This is a genomic window from Pseudonocardia oceani (assembly GCF_019263585.2).
GTDB classification, from domain to species: domain Bacteria; phylum Actinomycetota; class Actinomycetes; order Mycobacteriales; family Pseudonocardiaceae; genus Pseudonocardia; species Pseudonocardia oceani.
The window spans coordinates 6,352,139-6,367,356 of the sequence record NZ_JADQDF010000001.1 but is presented as its reverse complement, the minus strand read 5'-3'; the positions used below and the strand labels follow the sequence as shown (position 1 = coordinate 6,367,356).

Below are 15,218 nucleotides of genomic sequence, written 5' to 3'. Positions count from 1 at the left end.
GTCGCGGCCACCCCGTCGCGGCCGCACGGGCCGTGGTGCGTCGCACACGCTGCAGCACCTGCGACGAGCCGGAGCCTGTGCGATGGCGGATTCAGGCGCGGAACGTGCGCCTCAGCCGCGTGGCCGTCACGTCGAACGGGTCGAGGTCGGCCCAGCACCACCGCACCGCGCCCGGGCCCTCGCCGCGCATCGCGTCCTCGCGCCGCTTCTCCGCGTACACGACGTCGCCGGAGGTGCGGCCGGCCGGCACGACCCCCGTCGCCGTCCGGACCGCCCACTGCAGCACCGGCTCGGGAAGGCCCGCGCGCAGCATCGCGACGCGGCCGCGCGACTCCCCGACGCTCTCGGCGCCCCACCGGGCGAAACCCGGCGCGCGACGGGCGGCGGGCACGCCCGGGCGTCCGCGCGCCGCGTCGAGCGCCTCGTCCAGCTCGGCCCGCGTGACGAGCTCGCGCCACAGCGCCGCGTCCGCCACGACCACCGCCTGCTCGAACCCGAGGTGGCGCCCCACGTCGGCGAGCGTCCGGGCCAGCGAGGTGACGGCGACGCCGTCGACCCACGTGATCTCCCACGGCTCCAGCGGCGCGGCGTGGACGTGCAGGTCAGCGGTGCACCGGGCCCCCGAGCGGCGGCTGCGGGTCAGCTGCACCCGGCGCAGGGGGCCGCCCCACACCGGGCGACCGGGCAGCGCGCCCGGCCGGGCGCAGGCGCCGCGGCGGACGCGGCACAGCTCCCCGCGCCGTCGCCGGGCCCGGATCTCGGTGTCGTCGAACCCGTGGGCGAGCAGCTCGCGCCGGGTGAGCAGCCGCGCGTCGTCGATGTCCATGCGACGACGATGCCGGGGAAGGAGGCCGCGCCGGAGCCGAACGGCGAAGGTGGTGGACAGCCCGAGTGCTGTCGCACAGGTTCGGGCCGCTCGCACGTGCTGCAGCCCGTGCGACGAGCCACCAGCCGTGCGACGGCGGTCGCGGCTCAGCGCAGCTTCACCACGCGCGTCGCGAGCAGGCCCGCACCCACCGTCCACGCCACCAGCACCAGGACCGGGACGAGGGCCGGGGGTGCGCCCGTGGTCAGCACCGTGCGCAGGCTCTCGGCCAGCGCGCCCGACGGCAGCACCGAGGCCACGGCGGCGAGCGGGCCGGGGAGCTGGGAGAGCGGGATCACGATGCCGCCCGCGAGCAGCAGGACGAACCACACGACGTTGGCGACGGCGAGGGTCACCTCGGCGCGCAGCGTGCCGCCCAGCAGGATGCCGAGCGCGCCGAACGCGGCCGACCCGAGCAGCACCAGCAGCACGCCCCAGGCCAGACCGGCCGCGGCGGGTCGCCAGCCCAGGAGCGCGGCGAGGGCGCCGAGCACCACCATCTGGATGACGACAACCCCCAGCACCGCGACGAGCCGGCCCACGACGAGCAGCCAGCGGGGGAGCGCGGTGGCGGCGAGGCGGCGGATCACGCCGTAGCGGCGGTCGAAGCCGAAGGCGATCGCCTGCCCGGTGAACGCCGTCGACATCACCGCGAGCGCCAGCACCCCCGGCGTCACGGCGTCGACGCGCGGCTCGGGCAGCGGCACGAGCGCGAGCAGCGTCAGCCCGACCAGCAGCACGACGGGGATGAGCAGCGTCAGCAGCACCTGCTCGCCGTTGCGCAGCGCGAGTCGCAGCTCGGTGCCGGCCTGCGCGGCGAGCATCCGCCCGGGCGAGCCGGCGCCGGGGCGCGGGGTGAACGTGCCGGGCACGAACGCGCCCTGCGGCGAGGAGTACATCGAGGACGTCATGCGCGCAGCTCCCGTCCGGTCAGTTCGAGGAACACGTCCTCCAGGCTGCGCCGCGCCACCTGCACGTCGTCGGCCAGCGCGCCCTGCTCGGCGCACCACGAGGTGATCACGGACAGCACCGCGGGGTTGATCCGGCCCTGCACGAGGTAGCGCCCGGCGATGGGCTCGGCCGCACCGTAGCCCTCGGGCAGGGCGGTGCGCAGGCCGTCGAGGTCCATCCCGGGGCGGGCCCGGAACCGCAGCTCCTGCTGCTCACCCGCGGTCAGGGCGGCGGGCGTGCCGTGGGCGACGACGCGGCCGTGGTCGACGATCACGACGTCGTCGGCCAGTGCCTCCGCCTCCTCCATGAGGTGCGTGGTGAGCAGCACGGCGACGCCGTCGCGGCGCAGCGCGGAGATGAGGTCCCAGACCAGGCGGCGGCCCTGGGGGTCCATGCCGGCGGTCGGCTCGTCGAGGAACACCAGCTCCGGACGCCCGACGACGGCGCACGCGAGCGCGAGGCGCTGCTGCTGCCCGCCGGACAGGCGCTTGTAGGGGGTGCGGCCGCAGGCGTCGAGCCCCAGCACACCCGAGAGCCAGGCAACGTCGAGCGGGTGCGCCGCGCAGGCCGCGACGACCCGCAGCATCTCCCCGGCGTGCACCCCGGGGTACGCGCCGCCGCCCTGCGGCATGACGCCGATCCGGGCGCGCAGGGCGTCGGGAGCGCCGGCGGGGTCGACGCCCAGCACGCGCACCTCGCCCGCGTCGGCCCGGGTGAACCCCGTGCACACCTCGACGGTGGTGGTCTTGCCCGCTCCGTTGGGCCCCAGCAGGGCCAGCACGGACGACGGCGCGAGCTCGAGGTCGAGCCCGTCGACCGCGGTGCTCCGGCCGTAGCGCTTGACCAGGCCACGCACGGACACGGCGGGTTGCGAGCTCACACGGTGAGTCTAGAGAGGTGCCCCCCGGTCCTCCTTCGGGCGACCCGCCGGGACGTGCCCGGGCCAGGCGTCGACGTCGACGCCGGTGCGCCCGACGAGGCTGCGTCGCACCACCAGCAGCGTCAGGGCGATCACCAGCAGCCCGGCGATGATGGACATCGGGAGCTGGTAGGCGCGGAAGTTGAAGTCGGCGCCCGTGGGCGGCACGACGATCGCGAGGATCCCGGAGATGACGAGCATCGCCCGGCGGGCCTTGGGCATCGCCTTCGTGGCGGCCAGCGGGATCACGGCCCACAGCAGGTACCAGGGGTGCACGATCGGGCTGAGCACGACGACCGCCGCCATCCCGGCGGCCATCCCGGTGATCGCGTCGAGGCGCCCGCGCAGCACGGCGAGCATCAGCCAGCCGGCCAGCAGCGCCGCGGCGACGAGCCCGGCGGTACGGGTCAGCCCGAGCACGGCGTCGGTGTGGTCTCCCAGGCCGCCCAGGATGATGCCGACCTGCCCGCCCAGCAGCCCGAGGTCGGTGGAGATCGACAGCCAGCTGCGGATGAGGCTGGGCGCGTCGAGGGCGTCGAGCCAGGCCAGCCCGAGACCGGTGCCGATCCCGAACGCCGCGTAGACCGCCACGGCGATGCCGGTGTGGAGGGCCGTGGCGACGGCGACGTCGCGCACCCGCCCGCCGCGCCGGCGCGCCCACTCGATGCCCAGGAACCCCAGCGCGAGCAGCGCCGGGAGCTTGACCGCCGAGGCCAGCACGATCAGCACCCCGCCGGCCAGCAGATGGGGGTCCCACCAGCGGTCGCCGGCACGCAGGCCCACCTCGAACCCGACGAGCATGAGCCCGACCATGAGCGACTCGTTGTGCATGCCGCTGATCAGGTGGAACAGCACGAGCGGGTTGGCCGCGCCGAGCCACATCGCCAGGCCGACGTCGAGCCCGCAGCGCCGCGCCAGCTTGGGCAGCACCCACACGATCATCGCGACGCCGAGCAGCGCCAGCGCCCGGTGCGCGAACACCCCGGCCACGATGTCGTTGCCGGTGAGCGCGGTGATGCCGCGGCCGAGGACGAGGAAGAACGGGCCGTACGGGGCCCCGGTGTCGCGCCAGATCGTGGGGATGGAGCGCACCAGGGGGTCGTCGACACCGAACGCCTCGGCCGGGCCCAGGGTGTACGGGTCGAGCCCGCGGGCCAGCGTGGCGCTCTGGGCGAGGTAGCTGTAGACGTCGCGGGAGAACAGCGGCGGGGCCAGGGCCAGCGGGATCGCCCACAGCACGGCCGTGCGCGCGAGCTGGCGGCGGTCCGGTGCCGGGACCACGGCGCCGTTCTCGCGCAGCATCTTGCCGATCCACAGCCAGGCCAGCACGACCATGCCGATCCCGGCGTAGGTGACGGCGATGGCGACGGTGGCGTTGCGGCTGGGCAGGCTGAGCACCCGGATGCCGAACAGCGGGTTCGGGACGGGCAGCGCGCCGGACCCCAGCGCCCCGCCCGCCATGAGCAGCGAGCCGACCAGGCCGAGCAGCCGGGCGGTGCGGCTGGGGTCGCGCGCGGGGGCCGCAGGCGGACCGCCGGGTGCGATCGTGGTGTCCACCCCCGGTGCGGTCATGGCCGGAGCGTATCGAGGGGGTCCGGGAGTGAAGCGCCTCACCCGTGGAGGGGGTGCCTTTGCCGTCTCGCGGTATATACGCAACACTGGTGTTGTGAAAAGCACCGGAACGCCCCTCGACGGGCACCTGCCCGCAGACGGGCGAACCCGGGAGTCCGTCGCGCGCCTGCTGATGGAGCAGGGCCCGATCGTCGCCGCGGACGTCGCGGCTCGTCTGGGCCTGTCCTCCCCGGCGGTGCGCCGGCACCTCGACGCGCTGATCGCCGACGGCGAGGCCGAGGTCCGCGACGCCCCCCGCCGGGGCCCGCGCGGCCGCGGCCGTCCGGCACGGGAGTACCTGCTCACCGACTCCGGCCGGGCGCGGTTCGGGCACGGCTACGACGACCTCGCGGTCGCCGCGCTGCGCTACCTGGTCGAGCACGGCGGTCCCGACGCGGTCGAGGGCTTCGCGCAGAGCCGCGTCGAGCAGCTGCTCGGCGACGGCGTCGCGAAGGTCGAGGCGGCCCACGGCTCCGGCGCGCGGGTCCAGGCTCTGGCCGACGTGCTCACGGCGCGGGGCTACGCCGCACAGGCCCGCGACGGCGGGCACGGCGTGCAGCTGTGCCAGCACCACTGCCCGGTCGCCCACGTGGCGGCCGAGTTCCCGGCGCTGTGCGAGGCCGAGACCCACGCCTTCGCCGAGCTGCTGGGCACCCACGTGCAGCGGCTCGCCACCATCGCGCGCGGCGACTCCGCGTGCACCACGCACATCCCGCTGGACCTTCCCGAGGTCCGGCGGATGAACACCACCACGACTCCGGGGCGGCGCCCCGGGGCAACGATCCCGAGAGGGAGGCAGTCCGAATGACGACCGCTCCTGAAGCACTCACCCAGGAGGAGACGCTCGCGACGCTCGGCCGCTACGACTTCGGCTGGGCCGACCCGGACGCCGCCGGCGCCACGGCCCGTCGCGGTCTGTCCGCGGACGTCGTCGCCGACATCTCCGCGCTGAAGTCCGAGCCGCAGTGGATGCTCGACTTCCGCCTCAAGGCCCTCGACATGTTCGAGAAGAAGCCGATGCCGCGCTGGGGCTCCGACCTCTCGGGCATCGACTTCGACAACATCAAGTACTTCGTGCGCTCGTCGGAGAAGCAGGCCGCCACCTGGGACGACCTGCCCGCCGACATCAAGAACACCTACGACAAGCTGGGCATCCCCGAGGCCGAGAAGGCCCGCCTGGTGTCCGGTGTCGCGGCGCAGTACGAGTCCGAGGTCGTCTACCACTCGATCCGCGAGGACCTCGAGGAGCAGGGCGTCATCTTCCTCGACACCGACACGGCACTGAAGGAGCACCCGGAGATGTTCCGGGAGTACTTCGGCTCGGTGATCCCGTCGGGTGACAACAAGTTCTCCGCGCTGAACTCCGCGGTGTGGTCGGGCGGCTCGTTCATCTACGTCCCGCCGGGCGTGCACGTCGACATCCCGCTGCAGGCCTACTTCCGGATCAACACCGAGAACATGGGCCAGTTCGAGCGCACGCTGATCATCGTCGACGAAGGTGCCTACGTGCACTACGTCGAGGGCTGCACGGCGCCGATCTACAGCTCCGACTCGCTGCACTCCGCGGTCGTCGAGATCATCGTGAAGAAGGGCGGCCGCTGCCGCTACACGACGATCCAGAACTGGTCGAACAACGTCTACAACCTGGTCACCAAGCGGGCCAAGGCCGAGGCCGGCGCCACCATGGAGTGGGTCGACGGCAACCTGGGCTCCAAGGTCACCATGAAGTACCCGGCCGTCATGCTGATGGGCGAGTACGCCAAGGGCGAGGTCCTCTCGATCGCGTTCGCGGGCGAGGGCCAGCACCAGGACGCCGGCGCGAAGATGACGCACCTGGCGCCGCACACGTCGTCGACGATCATCTCGAAGTCGGTCGCGCGCGGCGGCGGTCGCACCTCCTACCGCGGGCTCGTCCGGGTCAACCCGAACGCGCACCACTCGCGGTCCACGGTGAAGTGCGACGCGCTGCTCGTCGACACGATCAGCCGGTCCGACACCTACCCCTACGTCGACGTCCGCAACGACGACGTCTCGATGGGGCACGAGGCCACGGTCTCGAAGGTCAGCGAGGACCAGCTGTTCTACCTGATGAGCCGCGGGCTCACCGAGGACGAGGCCATGGCCATGGTCGTGCGCGGGTTCGTCGAGCCCATCGCGCGCGAGCTGCCCATGGAGTACGCACTGGAACTCAACCGGCTCATCGAGCTGCAGATGGAGGGCAGTGTTGGATGAGTGAGGGTCGGATGACTGAGACGATTGCCGGCCTGGCCCCCGAGCTGGCCGGCGCCAAGAAGGGCATGGGCTCCAAGCCCCTGGCCAGCGCGAGCGAGCGCTTCACCTCCTACGACGTGGCGGCCTTCGAGGTCCCCAGCGGTCGTGAGGAGAACTGGCGGTTCACGCCGAAGCGCCGCCTGCGCGGGCTGTGGGAGACGACGGAGTTCACGGCCGCGCCCGAGGTCGTCGTCGGCGGCGGCGCCTCGGTCGAGACGGTCGGCCGCGACGACGCGCGCATCGGCGAGGGCGGCATCCCCGCCGACCGCATCGCCGCGGCGGCCTGGTCGGGCTTCGACCGCGCCACCGTCGTCACGCTCGACGGCACCCCCGAGCCGGTCACCGTCACGGTGACCGGGCCCGGGGAGGGCGTCGTGGCCGCGGGCCACGTGCAGATCCGCACCACGCCGCACACGGTCGCCACGGTCGTCGTCGTCAACCGGGGCTCGGGCACGCTGGCCGACAACCTCGAGGTCGTCGTGGCCGACGGGTCGACGCTGCACCTGGTGGTCACCGAGGAGTGGGCCGACGACGCCGTGCACGCGGGGTCCCACCACTTCTCGGTCGGCCGCGACGCCACCCTGCGCGCCGTCGCGGTGCAGCTGGGCGGCGACCTCGTGCGCATCGTGTCCACGGTCAACTACCGCGGCCCCGGCGGCGACGCCGAGCTGCTGGGCCTGGGCTACGCCGACGCCGAGCAGCACCTCGAGCAGCGCCTGCTCGTCGACCACGGCGTCTCCCACTGCCGCAGCAACGTGCTCTACAAGAACGCGCTGCAGGGCACGGGCGCGCACACCGTCTGGATCGGCGACGTGCTGATCCGCGCGGCCGCCGAGAGCACCGAGACGTTCGAGTTCAACCGCAACCTCGTGCTCACCCCCGGCGCCCGCGCCGACTCGGTGCCGAACCTGGAGATCGAGACCGGCGAGATCGTCAGCGCCGGCCACGCCAGTGCCACGGGCCGCTTCGACGACGAGCAGCTGTTCTACCTGCAGAGCCGCGGCATCCCCGAGGACGCGGCCCGCCGGCTCGTCGTCCGCGGCTTCTTCGGCGAGATCCTGTCCAAGATCACCCTCCCGGACCTGCGTGAGCGGCTCGAAGCCCTCGTCGAGGCCGAGCTCGCCGTCACCGGCGTCTGACACCACCACCACGGAGCACACTCACATGTCCACCTTGGAGATCAAGGACCTGCACGTCTCGATCGCGGTCGACGGCGGCACCAAGGAGATCCTCACGGGGGTCGACCTGACGATCCGCGCGGGCGAGACCCACGCGATCATGGGCCCCAACGGCTCGGGCAAGTCGACCCTCGCGTACGCGATCGCCGGCCACCCCAAGTACGAGGTCACCTCGGGCGAGATCCTGCTCGACGGCGCCGACGTGCTGGCGATGACCGTCGACGAGCGCGCCCGCGCCGGCCTGTTCCTCGCCATGCAGTACCCGGTCGAGGTCCCCGGCGTGTCCACGGCCAACTTCCTGCGCTCCGCGGCCACCGCGGTCCGCGGCGAGGCGCCGAAGCTGCGCACGTGGGTCAAGGAGGTCAAGACCGCCATGGCCGACCTCGAGATCGACGCGGCCTTCGCCGAGCGCAACGTCAACGAGGGCTTCTCCGGCGGTGAGAAGAAGCGCCAGGAGGTGCTCCAGCTCTCGCTGCTCAAGCCGAAGTTCGCGGTGCTCGACGAGACCGACTCCGGCCTCGACGTCGACGCCCTGCGCGTCGTCTCCGCGGGCGTCAACCGCTACCGCGAGGGCGGCGAGACCGGCGTCCTGCTGATCACGCACTACACGCGCATCCTGCAGCACATCCGCCCCGATGTCGTGCACGTCTTCGCCGGGGGCAAGGTCGTCGAGTCCGGCGGCCCCGAGCTCGCCGACGAGCTGGAGAAGAACGGGTACGTGCGCTTCACCCAGCCGGCGTCGGTCTGACGGGCGACGGTCTGATGGACGTCACGAAGATCCGGGCGGACTTCCCGATCCTCGCGCGCACCGTGCGCGGGGGTCGGCCGCTGGTCTACCTCGACTCGGGGGCCACCGCGCAGCGCCCGCGCCAGGTGCTCGACGCCGAGCGCAGCTTCCTGGAGCAGCACAACGCGGCGGTGCACCGCGGTGCGCACCAGCTCGCCGAGGAGGCCACCGACGCCTACGAGTCGGCCCGCGCGCGGATCGCCGCGTTCGTCGGTGCCGATCCGGGCGAGGTCGTCTTCGTCAAGAACGCCACCGAGGGCATCAACCTCGTGGCGTACGCCCTGTCCAACGCGTCTGCGGGGTGCAACGCCGCGGGCTTCCCGGGCGCGGAGCGCTTCGAGATCGGGCCGGGCGACGAGATCGTCGTCACCGACCTCGAGCACCACGCCAACCTGGTGCCCTGGCAGGAGCTGTGCCGGCGCACCGGTGCCGTCCTCAAGTGGTTCCGGGTCGGCGACGACGGCCGGCTCGACCTCGGCAGTGGTTCCGACGGTGGGGACCCGATCACCGAGCGCACGAAGATCGTCGCGTTCGCGCACCAGTCCAACGTGCTCGGCACGGTCCTGCCGGTGGCGGAGCTGTCGCGCCGCGCGCGGGCGGTCGGCGCGCTGGTCCTGCTCGACGCCTGCCAGTCGGTGCCGCACATGCCGGTCAACCTCACCGAGCTCGACGTCGACTTCGCGGTGTTCTCCGGGCACAAGATGCTCGGGCCGTCCGGGGTCGGCGTGCTCTACGGCCGCGCGGAGCTGCTCGCGGCCATGCCCCCGTTCCTCACGGGCGGGTCGATGATCGAGATGGTGCGGATGGAGGGGTCGACCTACGCCCCGCCGCCGCAGCGCTTCGAGGCCGGGGTGCCGATGACGTCGCAGGCCGTGGGCCTCGCGGCGGCCGTCGACTACCTCACCGAGATCGGCATGGACGCCGTGCACGCGCACGAGCAGGAGCTCACGGCGCTGGCGATCGACGGGCTGTCGGCGATCCCCGGCGTCCGGGTGATCGGCCCGGCCACCACCGACGACCGCGGCGGAGCCGTCGCGTTCGTCGTCGACGGCGTGCACGCGCACGACGTCGGCCAGGTCCTCGACGACCGCGGCGTCGCGATCCGCGTGGGCCACCACTGCGCGTGGCCCCTGCACCGCCGCTTCGGCGTGGCCGCCACGGCCCGCGCGTCGTTCCACGTCTACAACACCCCCGAGGAGGTCACCGCGCTGGTCGACGGCGTGCGGGCCGCCCGGGAGTTCTTCGGAGTGGCCTGAGATGCAGCTGGAGCAGATGTACCAGGAGATCATCCTGGACCACTACCGCACGCCGCACGGCGCCGGACTGCGCGAGCCGTTCGACGCCGAGTCGTTCCAGATCAACCCGACCTGCGGCGACGAGATCACGCTGCGCGTGAAGCTCGACGGCGACACGGTCACGGAGGTCTCGCACGACACGCTGGGGTGCTCGATCAGCCAGGCGTCGGCGTCGGTGCTCACCGACCTCGTCGTGGGGCGGTCGGTGGGCGACTCGATGAAGATCCTGCAGGCGTTCCAGGAGATGACGCAGGGGCGCGGCAAGGTCGAGCCCGACGAGGACGTCCTCGGTGACGGCGTCGCGTTCGCCGGCGTCGCGAAGTACCCGGCGCGCGTCAAGTGCGCGCTGCTGGGCTGGATGGCGTTCAAGGACGCCGTCGTCCGCACGGAAGGGGAGAAAGCGTGAGCGAGACCGACGAGACCGTCGTCCGGGGTGCCGCCGGCATGCCCGAGCCGCCCGCGCCCGCCGCGGGCCCGTCGATCGACGACCTCGAGGAGGCCATGCGCGACGTGGTCGACCCCGAGCTCGGGATCAACGTCGTCGACCTGGGCCTGGTGTACGGCATCCAGGCCGTCGACGGCGTGGCCACGATCGACATGACGCTGACGAGCGCGGCCTGCCCGCTGACCGACGTCATCGAGGAGCAGACCCGCTCCGCGCTGACCGGTGGCGGCCAGGGCGGCCTGGTCGACGACATCAAGATCAACTGGGTCTGGATGCCGCCGTGGGGCCCGGACAAGATCACCGAGGACGGCCGCGAGCAGCTGCGCGCCCTCGGCTTCCGCGTCTGATCCGCGTCTGAGGTGAGCCGGGCGCACGGGACTGCGGTGTCGGGCGTGCGGCTGGGGGCGATGCTCCGGCGGGAGGTCCCGCCGGAGCACACGGCCGCCTACGCGCGCGGCGTGGAGGCGCTGGGTCTCGACGAGCTGTGGCTCGTCGAGGACTGCTTCTACGCCGGCGCGGTCGCCGCGGGAGGGGTCGCGCTCGCCTCGACCGAGCGGATCGAGGTCGGCCTGGGCGTCCTGCCCGCCGTGTTCCGCAACCCGGCCGCCACCGCGCTGGAGGTGGCCGCACTGGCCCGCATGTTCCCCGGGCGGCTGCGCCCGGGGCTGGGCCACGGCGTCACGGAGTGGGTGCAGCAGATCGGTGCCTTCCCTGCGTCGCAGCTCGCGGCGCTGGAGGAGACCACGGCCGCGCTGCGGGCGCTGCTGCGCGGCGAGCGGGTCACCGTCGACGGGCGTCACGTGCTTCTCGACGACGTCGTCCTGGCGTTCCCGCCGCCCGTCGTGCCGCCGGTGGCCACCGGGGTGCGCGGGCCGCGGTCGCTGCGGGTGTCGGGGCGGGTCGCCGACGGCACGGTGCTGACCGAGCTGTCCGTCCCGTCCTACGTCCGGTGGGCGCGGGAGCGGATCGACGAGGGCCGCGCCGAGGCCGGCCGCACCGACCCGCACCACCTCACCGTCTACGCCTACGCCGCGCCCGACCGCGCGTCCCTGCTCCCGCTCGTCGCCGACGGCCTGCGCGACGGTGGGGCGTCGGGGCAGTGGGGACAGCTGGCCGGTCCGATCGCGGCGTGGTGCGGGGCCGGCGGGTCGGGGGACCTGCCCGACGCGTGGCTCGACGACCTGACGGTGTCGGGGGAGGATGCCGCCCGTTCGCTCGAAGCGCTGGTGGAGGCCGGGGCCGACTCGGTGGTGCTGATCCCGGCGGCGGAGGACCCGGACGAGGCGCTGGCGGAGTTGGCGGCCCTGCGGTCGCAGTTGCGCTGATCCCGGTAGCAGTGGCGGGGCACTCGTGGGTCCGCGGAACGCGGTCTGCCGAAGCCTGCACCCGCGGCGGCGGCGATTCCGCGTTCCGCGGAACGCGACCGCGCAGGTGCTGCTCCCGTTCGGCGGCCGCGAACGCCGCAGCCCTGCATGCGCGGTGCAGGGAGGGAGCGTTCCGCGGAACGCACCGCGCCGGTGGCCCACCCACCAGGGGCCACCGGCGCAGCGCGGGGGCGATCAGGGCTGGACCGCGTTCGCCCGGATCACGTCGGCGTAGAACAGCGCGCTGTCCTTGACCGTGCGCTCCTGGGTGTCGTAGTCGACGTGCACGATCCCGAAGCGCTTGCCGTACCCCCAGGCCCACTCGAAGTTGTCGAGCAGCGACCACACGCAGTAGCCGATCACCGGCGCCCCCGCGGCGATGGCGGCGTGCACGGCGGCGATGTGGGTGCGCAGGTACTCGCGGCGGTCCGGGTCGGCGACGCGGCCGTCGGCCCCCACGACGTCGGGGAAGGCGGCCCCGTTCTCGGTGACCATCAGATCCAGACCCGGGTGCTCGCGCGCCATCCGGACCAGCAGCTCGGTCATGCCGCGGGGGTCGATGCCCCAGCCCATGTCGGTCTTGCGGCCCGGGCGGCGCGGGAACTCGACGTCCTCGCACGCGATCCACGGGCTCGCCGCCCCGTCCCCGTGGCCGTCGGCGTACTCCTTGGGCCGCTCGCGCGTCCAGTGCCGCACGACGGTGGGGGAGTAGTAGTTGACGCCGAGCACGTCGACGCCCCCCGCCACGATGACCTCGAGGTCGCCGGGCCGGATGAACCCCCAGTCGGTGACGCCCGCGGTGTCGACGAGGACGTCGGAGGGGTAGGTGCCGTGCAGGAGGGGGTCGAGGAAGACCCGGTTCTGCAGGCCGTCGACGCGGCGGGCGGCGTCGACGTCGCGGGCCGAGGTGGTCTCCGGCCGCACCCACACCAGGTTGAGGCTGATCGACACCCGCGCGTCGGGCACGGCACGGCGGACCGCGGCCGCGCCGAGGCCGTGGGCCAGGTTGAGGTGGTGCACCGCGGCGAGCGCGGCGACGTCCTCGGTCCGGCCCGGCGCGTGGACCCCGCTGGCGTAGCCGAGGTAGGCGGTGCACCACGGCTCGTTGAGCGTGATGAACAGCCGCACGCGGTCACCCAGCGCGGCGGCCACGACCCCGGCGTACTCGCCGAAGCGCTCCGCCGTGCTGCGCGTCGCCCAGCCGCCCGCGTCCTCCAGGGCCTGCGGCAGGTCCCAGTGGTAGAGCGTGACGGCCGGGGTGATGCCCGCGGCCAGCAGCGCGTCGACCAGGTCGGAGTAGAACGCCAGCCCCTCCGGATTGACCGGCCCGAGCCCGTCGGCGGTGACCTGCGGCGTGATCCGCGACCACGACACCGAGAACCGGTAGGACGTGAGGCCCAGCCGCTTCATCAGCGCGACGTCGTCGCGGAAGCGGTGGTAGTGGTCGTCGGCGACGTCCCCGGTGTCGCCGCCCGCGATCCGGCCGGGCGTGTGGGCGTAGGTGTCCCAGATCGACGGGGTGCGCCCGCCCTCCGCGACGGCGCCCTCGATCTGGTACGCCGCGGTGGCCGAGCCCCAGAGGAACCCGGGCGGGAACGTGAGCGGCAGGGTCGTGGGCTGCGCTTGCGTGGTGGGCTGGGCTTGCGTGGTGGGCTGGGCTTGCGTGGTGGTCACACCGGTCATCCCTTCACGGCGCCGGCGATGATGCCGCCGACGATCTGACGGCCCAGCAGCAGGAAGACCACGATCACCGGCAGCGTCCCGACGAGCGTGCCCGCCATGATCACCGAGGTGTCCGGGACGTACCCGCTGCCGAGGTTGTTGAGGGCCACCTGCACGGTGGGGTTGGAGGAGTTGAGCGTGATGACGGGCCAGAAGAAGTCGTTCCAGGCCGTCATGAACGTGAGCATCGCGAGCACCGCCATGCCTGGGCGGGCGATCGGCAGGACGATCGACCAGAAGGTCCGCAGCGACGTGGCGCCGTCGACCTTGGCCGCGTCCAGCAGCTCGTCGGGCAGCGTCTGGATCAGGTACTGGCGCATGAAGAACACGCCGAACGCGGCTACCAGCGACGGCAGGATCACCGAGCTGAGCTCGCCCGCCAGGCCGAGGTCGGCCATGAGCGCGTAGAGCGGCACGACCCCCAGGCTCGGCGGGATCATCATCGTGCCGAGCGCGACCGCGAACAGCACCCCGCGGCCGCGGAAGCGCATCTTGGCGAACGCGAACCCGGCGAGCGTGCACAGCAGGACCGTGCTGACGGTGATGACGCCCGAGACGATCGTCGAGTTCATCAGGGCCAGCCCGATGTCCTGCGACTCGATCGCCTTGACGACGTTGGACCACAGGTCCGGGCCCGGCAGCAGCGGCGGTGGGGTCTGGTTCATCTCCGCCATCGGCCGGCTGGCCGCGACGATCATGTAGTAGAAGGGGACGAGGAAGACGAACGCGGTGAGCGCGAGCAGGACGTAGGTGAGTCCGCCCGCGGAGTCGTTGCGCCGCAGCCGCCTGCGCGAGGACGCGGGCGGCACGACGGTCACCGGCGGGCGTTCGAGGGTGGCGGTCACGTCCGCCTCCGCTTCGTGATCGCGGTGTTGACCAGCACCAGCACGATGATCACCAGGAACGTCACCCAGGCGACGGTGGCGGCGCGGCCGAGGCTGCCGTAGGTCCAGCCCTGCTGGTACATGAACAGGCCCAGCGTCTGGTACTGGCCCAGCGCCCCGCCGTCGGGCTGGCCGCCGCCGAAGATCAGCGGCTCGCCGAAGAGCTGGCTCGCGCCGATCGTCGAGACGACGACGGTGAACAGGATCGTCGGGCGCAGCCCGGGCAGCGTGACGTGGCGGAACTGCTGCCAGCGGCTGGCCCCGTCGAGCGCGGCGGCCTCGTAGAGGTCCTGGCTGATCGACTGCATGCCGGCCAGGTAGATCAGCGCGTTGTAGCCCGTCCAGCGCCAGATGACGATGACCGAGATGGCGAGCTGCGCGGTCCAGTCGCCGTTGCGCCAGTCGACCGCGTCGACCCCGATGACACCGAGCAGCCAGTTGACGGCGCCCGCGTCACGACCGAACAGCTGGGCGAAGACCAGCGCCGCGGCCGCCACCGAGGTGGCGTAAGGCATGATCATCGCGACGCGGAAGAACGTGCGGCCCCGCATCCGGTAGTTCAGCAGGTGCGCGAGGCCCAGGGCGATCATGAGCTGCGGCACCGTCGAGAGGACGCCGATGGTGAAGGTCTTCCACAGCGAGTTGTAGAAGTCGGGGTTGGAGAACAGCCAGACGTAGTTGTCCAGGCCCAGCCAGTCCATCTCGGAGCCGAGCTTGTAGGAGTGCAGGCTGATCCAGGCCGTGTAGATCAGCGGGAACAGGCCGAACGCGGCGAAGAGCAGGAAGAACGGGGCCACGTAGACATACGGCGCGGTGCGCTCCTCGGCCTGGAACAGCCGGGTGCGCCAGGAGCGGCGTGGGGTCCCGGACCCCGGGGGCGGCGTGCGCTCCCCGGGGACCGGGCGTGCGGGGGTGGAGATCGACAC

The 15,218-nt window shown here is 73.0% G+C and carries 15 protein-coding genes; 8 read left to right on the top strand and 7 right to left on the bottom strand.

The genetic code is table 11. The annotated features are described in order from the left end of the window. Positions 1-91: 91 nt before the first annotated feature. The 4 genes from I4I82_RS31895 to mptB all read right to left on the bottom strand — a co-directional run bounded on the left by I4I82_RS31895 (position 92) and on the right by mptB (position 4,307). A complete protein-coding gene (locus I4I82_RS31895) occupies positions 92-826 on the bottom strand; it encodes a hypothetical protein (protein WP_218591007.1) in 735 nt (244 codons plus the stop codon). 146 nt (positions 827-972) lie between these two features. Continuing rightward, positions 973-1,776 (bottom strand): ABC transporter permease, encoded by an 804-nt coding sequence (locus tag I4I82_RS31890; protein WP_218591008.1) that lies wholly within the window; start codon positions 1,774-1,776, stop codon positions 973-975. Next, positions 1,773-2,696 carry an ABC transporter ATP-binding protein gene (locus I4I82_RS31885; RefSeq protein ID WP_218591009.1) on the bottom strand — a complete coding sequence of 308 codons (924 nt, stop codon included), beginning with the start codon at positions 2,694-2,696 and terminating at the stop codon, positions 1,773-1,775. The genes I4I82_RS31890 and I4I82_RS31885 overlap by 4 nt, the downstream gene beginning before the upstream one ends. A 9-nt stretch (positions 2,697-2,705) precedes the next feature. After that, positions 2,706-4,307, bottom strand: coding sequence for a polyprenol phosphomannose-dependent alpha 1,6 mannosyltransferase MptB (gene mptB / locus I4I82_RS31880; RefSeq protein ID WP_218591010.1), 1,602 nt, complete (start codon positions 4,305-4,307; stop codon positions 2,706-2,708). A gap of 94 nt (positions 4,308-4,401) precedes the next feature. Here mptB and I4I82_RS31875 point away from each other — a divergent pair, with 94 nt between their 5' ends. The 8 genes from I4I82_RS31875 to I4I82_RS31840 all read left to right on the top strand — a co-directional run bounded on the left by I4I82_RS31875 (position 4,402) and on the right by I4I82_RS31840 (position 11,647). After that, entirely contained in the window at positions 4,402-5,154 is a 753-nt protein-coding gene (locus I4I82_RS31875; protein WP_372451483.1) for a helix-turn-helix transcriptional regulator, read from the top strand. Beyond that, the gene (sufB, locus tag I4I82_RS31870) at positions 5,151-6,578 is read left to right on the top strand and encodes a Fe-S cluster assembly protein SufB (protein ID WP_172162330.1); all 1,428 of its coding nucleotides are present in this window, start codon (positions 5,151-5,153) and stop codon (positions 6,576-6,578) included. Before I4I82_RS31875 ends, sufB begins: the two co-directional genes overlap by 4 nt. A gap of 65 nt (positions 6,579-6,643) precedes the next feature. Next, positions 6,644-7,756, top strand: a complete 1,113-nt coding sequence (gene sufD / locus I4I82_RS31865; RefSeq protein WP_225922633.1) for a Fe-S cluster assembly protein SufD — start codon at positions 6,644-6,646, stop codon at positions 7,754-7,756. A gap of 25 nt (positions 7,757-7,781) precedes the next feature. Then, positions 7,782-8,543 carry a Fe-S cluster assembly ATPase SufC gene (sufC, locus tag I4I82_RS31860; protein WP_218591013.1) on the top strand — a complete coding sequence of 254 codons (762 nt, stop codon included), beginning with the start codon at positions 7,782-7,784 and terminating at the stop codon, positions 8,541-8,543. A gap of 14 nt (positions 8,544-8,557) precedes the next feature. Then, positions 8,558-9,838 carry a cysteine desulfurase gene (locus I4I82_RS31855; RefSeq protein WP_218591014.1) on the top strand — a complete coding sequence of 427 codons (1,281 nt, stop codon included), beginning with the start codon at positions 8,558-8,560 and terminating at the stop codon, positions 9,836-9,838. Position 9,839: 1 nt separating this feature from the next. Further along, on the top strand, positions 9,840-10,283 hold the full coding sequence (sufU, locus tag I4I82_RS31850; protein WP_218591015.1) for a Fe-S cluster assembly sulfur transfer protein SufU: 444 nt from the start codon (positions 9,840-9,842) through the stop codon (positions 10,281-10,283). Positions 10,284-10,321: 38 nt separating this feature from the next. Then, complete coding sequence (locus I4I82_RS31845; RefSeq protein WP_172169042.1) at positions 10,322-10,669, top strand: metal-sulfur cluster assembly factor; 348 nt, start codon at positions 10,322-10,324, stop codon at positions 10,667-10,669. Positions 10,670-10,714: 45 nt separating this feature from the next. Then, a complete protein-coding gene (locus I4I82_RS31840; protein WP_226370370.1) occupies positions 10,715-11,647 on the top strand; it encodes an LLM class flavin-dependent oxidoreductase in 933 nt (310 codons plus the stop codon). 234 nt (positions 11,648-11,881) lie between these two features. Here the strand turns inward: I4I82_RS31840 and I4I82_RS31835 are convergent, their stop codons facing one another. From I4I82_RS31835 to I4I82_RS31825, 3 genes are read right to left on the bottom strand one after another with little or no spacing between them, the layout of a single operon-like run. Further along, the gene (locus I4I82_RS31835; protein WP_226370369.1) at positions 11,882-13,360 is read right to left on the bottom strand and encodes a GH1 family beta-glucosidase; all 1,479 of its coding nucleotides are present in this window, start codon (positions 13,358-13,360) and stop codon (positions 11,882-11,884) included. A 5-nt stretch (positions 13,361-13,365) separates the two neighbouring features. After that, complete coding sequence (locus I4I82_RS31830) at positions 13,366-14,253, bottom strand: carbohydrate ABC transporter permease (RefSeq protein ID WP_226370368.1); 888 nt, start codon at positions 14,251-14,253, stop codon at positions 13,366-13,368. Further along, entirely contained in the window at positions 14,250-15,218 is a 969-nt protein-coding gene (locus I4I82_RS31825; RefSeq protein ID WP_226370367.1) for a carbohydrate ABC transporter permease, read from the bottom strand. The genes I4I82_RS31830 and I4I82_RS31825 overlap by 4 nt, the downstream gene beginning before the upstream one ends.

What these genes read in the sequence shown, in the direction of transcription:
- I4I82_RS31895 (WP_218591007.1), bottom strand. Translation starts at nt 826, where the DNA reads ATGGACATCGACGACGCGCGGCTGCTCACCCGGCGCGAGCTGCTCGCC.
- I4I82_RS31890 (WP_218591008.1), bottom strand. Translation starts at nt 1,776, where the DNA reads ATGACGTCCTCGATGTACTCCTCGCCGCAGGGCGCGTTCGTGCCCGGC.
- mptB (WP_218591010.1), bottom strand. Translation starts at nt 4,307, where the DNA reads ATGACCGCACCGGGGGTGGACACCACGATCGCACCCGGCGGTCCGCCT.
- sufB (WP_172162330.1), top strand. Translation starts at nt 5,151, where the DNA reads ATGACGACCGCTCCTGAAGCACTCACCCAGGAGGAGACGCTCGCGACG.
- sufD (WP_225922633.1), top strand. Translation starts at nt 6,644, where the DNA reads ATGGGCTCCAAGCCCCTGGCCAGCGCGAGCGAGCGCTTCACCTCCTAC.
- sufC (WP_218591013.1), top strand. Translation starts at nt 7,782, where the DNA reads ATGTCCACCTTGGAGATCAAGGACCTGCACGTCTCGATCGCGGTCGAC.
- I4I82_RS31855 (WP_218591014.1), top strand. Translation starts at nt 8,558, where the DNA reads ATGGACGTCACGAAGATCCGGGCGGACTTCCCGATCCTCGCGCGCACC.
- sufU (WP_218591015.1), top strand. Translation starts at nt 9,840, where the DNA reads ATGCAGCTGGAGCAGATGTACCAGGAGATCATCCTGGACCACTACCGC.
- I4I82_RS31845 (WP_172169042.1), top strand. Translation starts at nt 10,322, where the DNA reads ATGCCCGAGCCGCCCGCGCCCGCCGCGGGCCCGTCGATCGACGACCTC.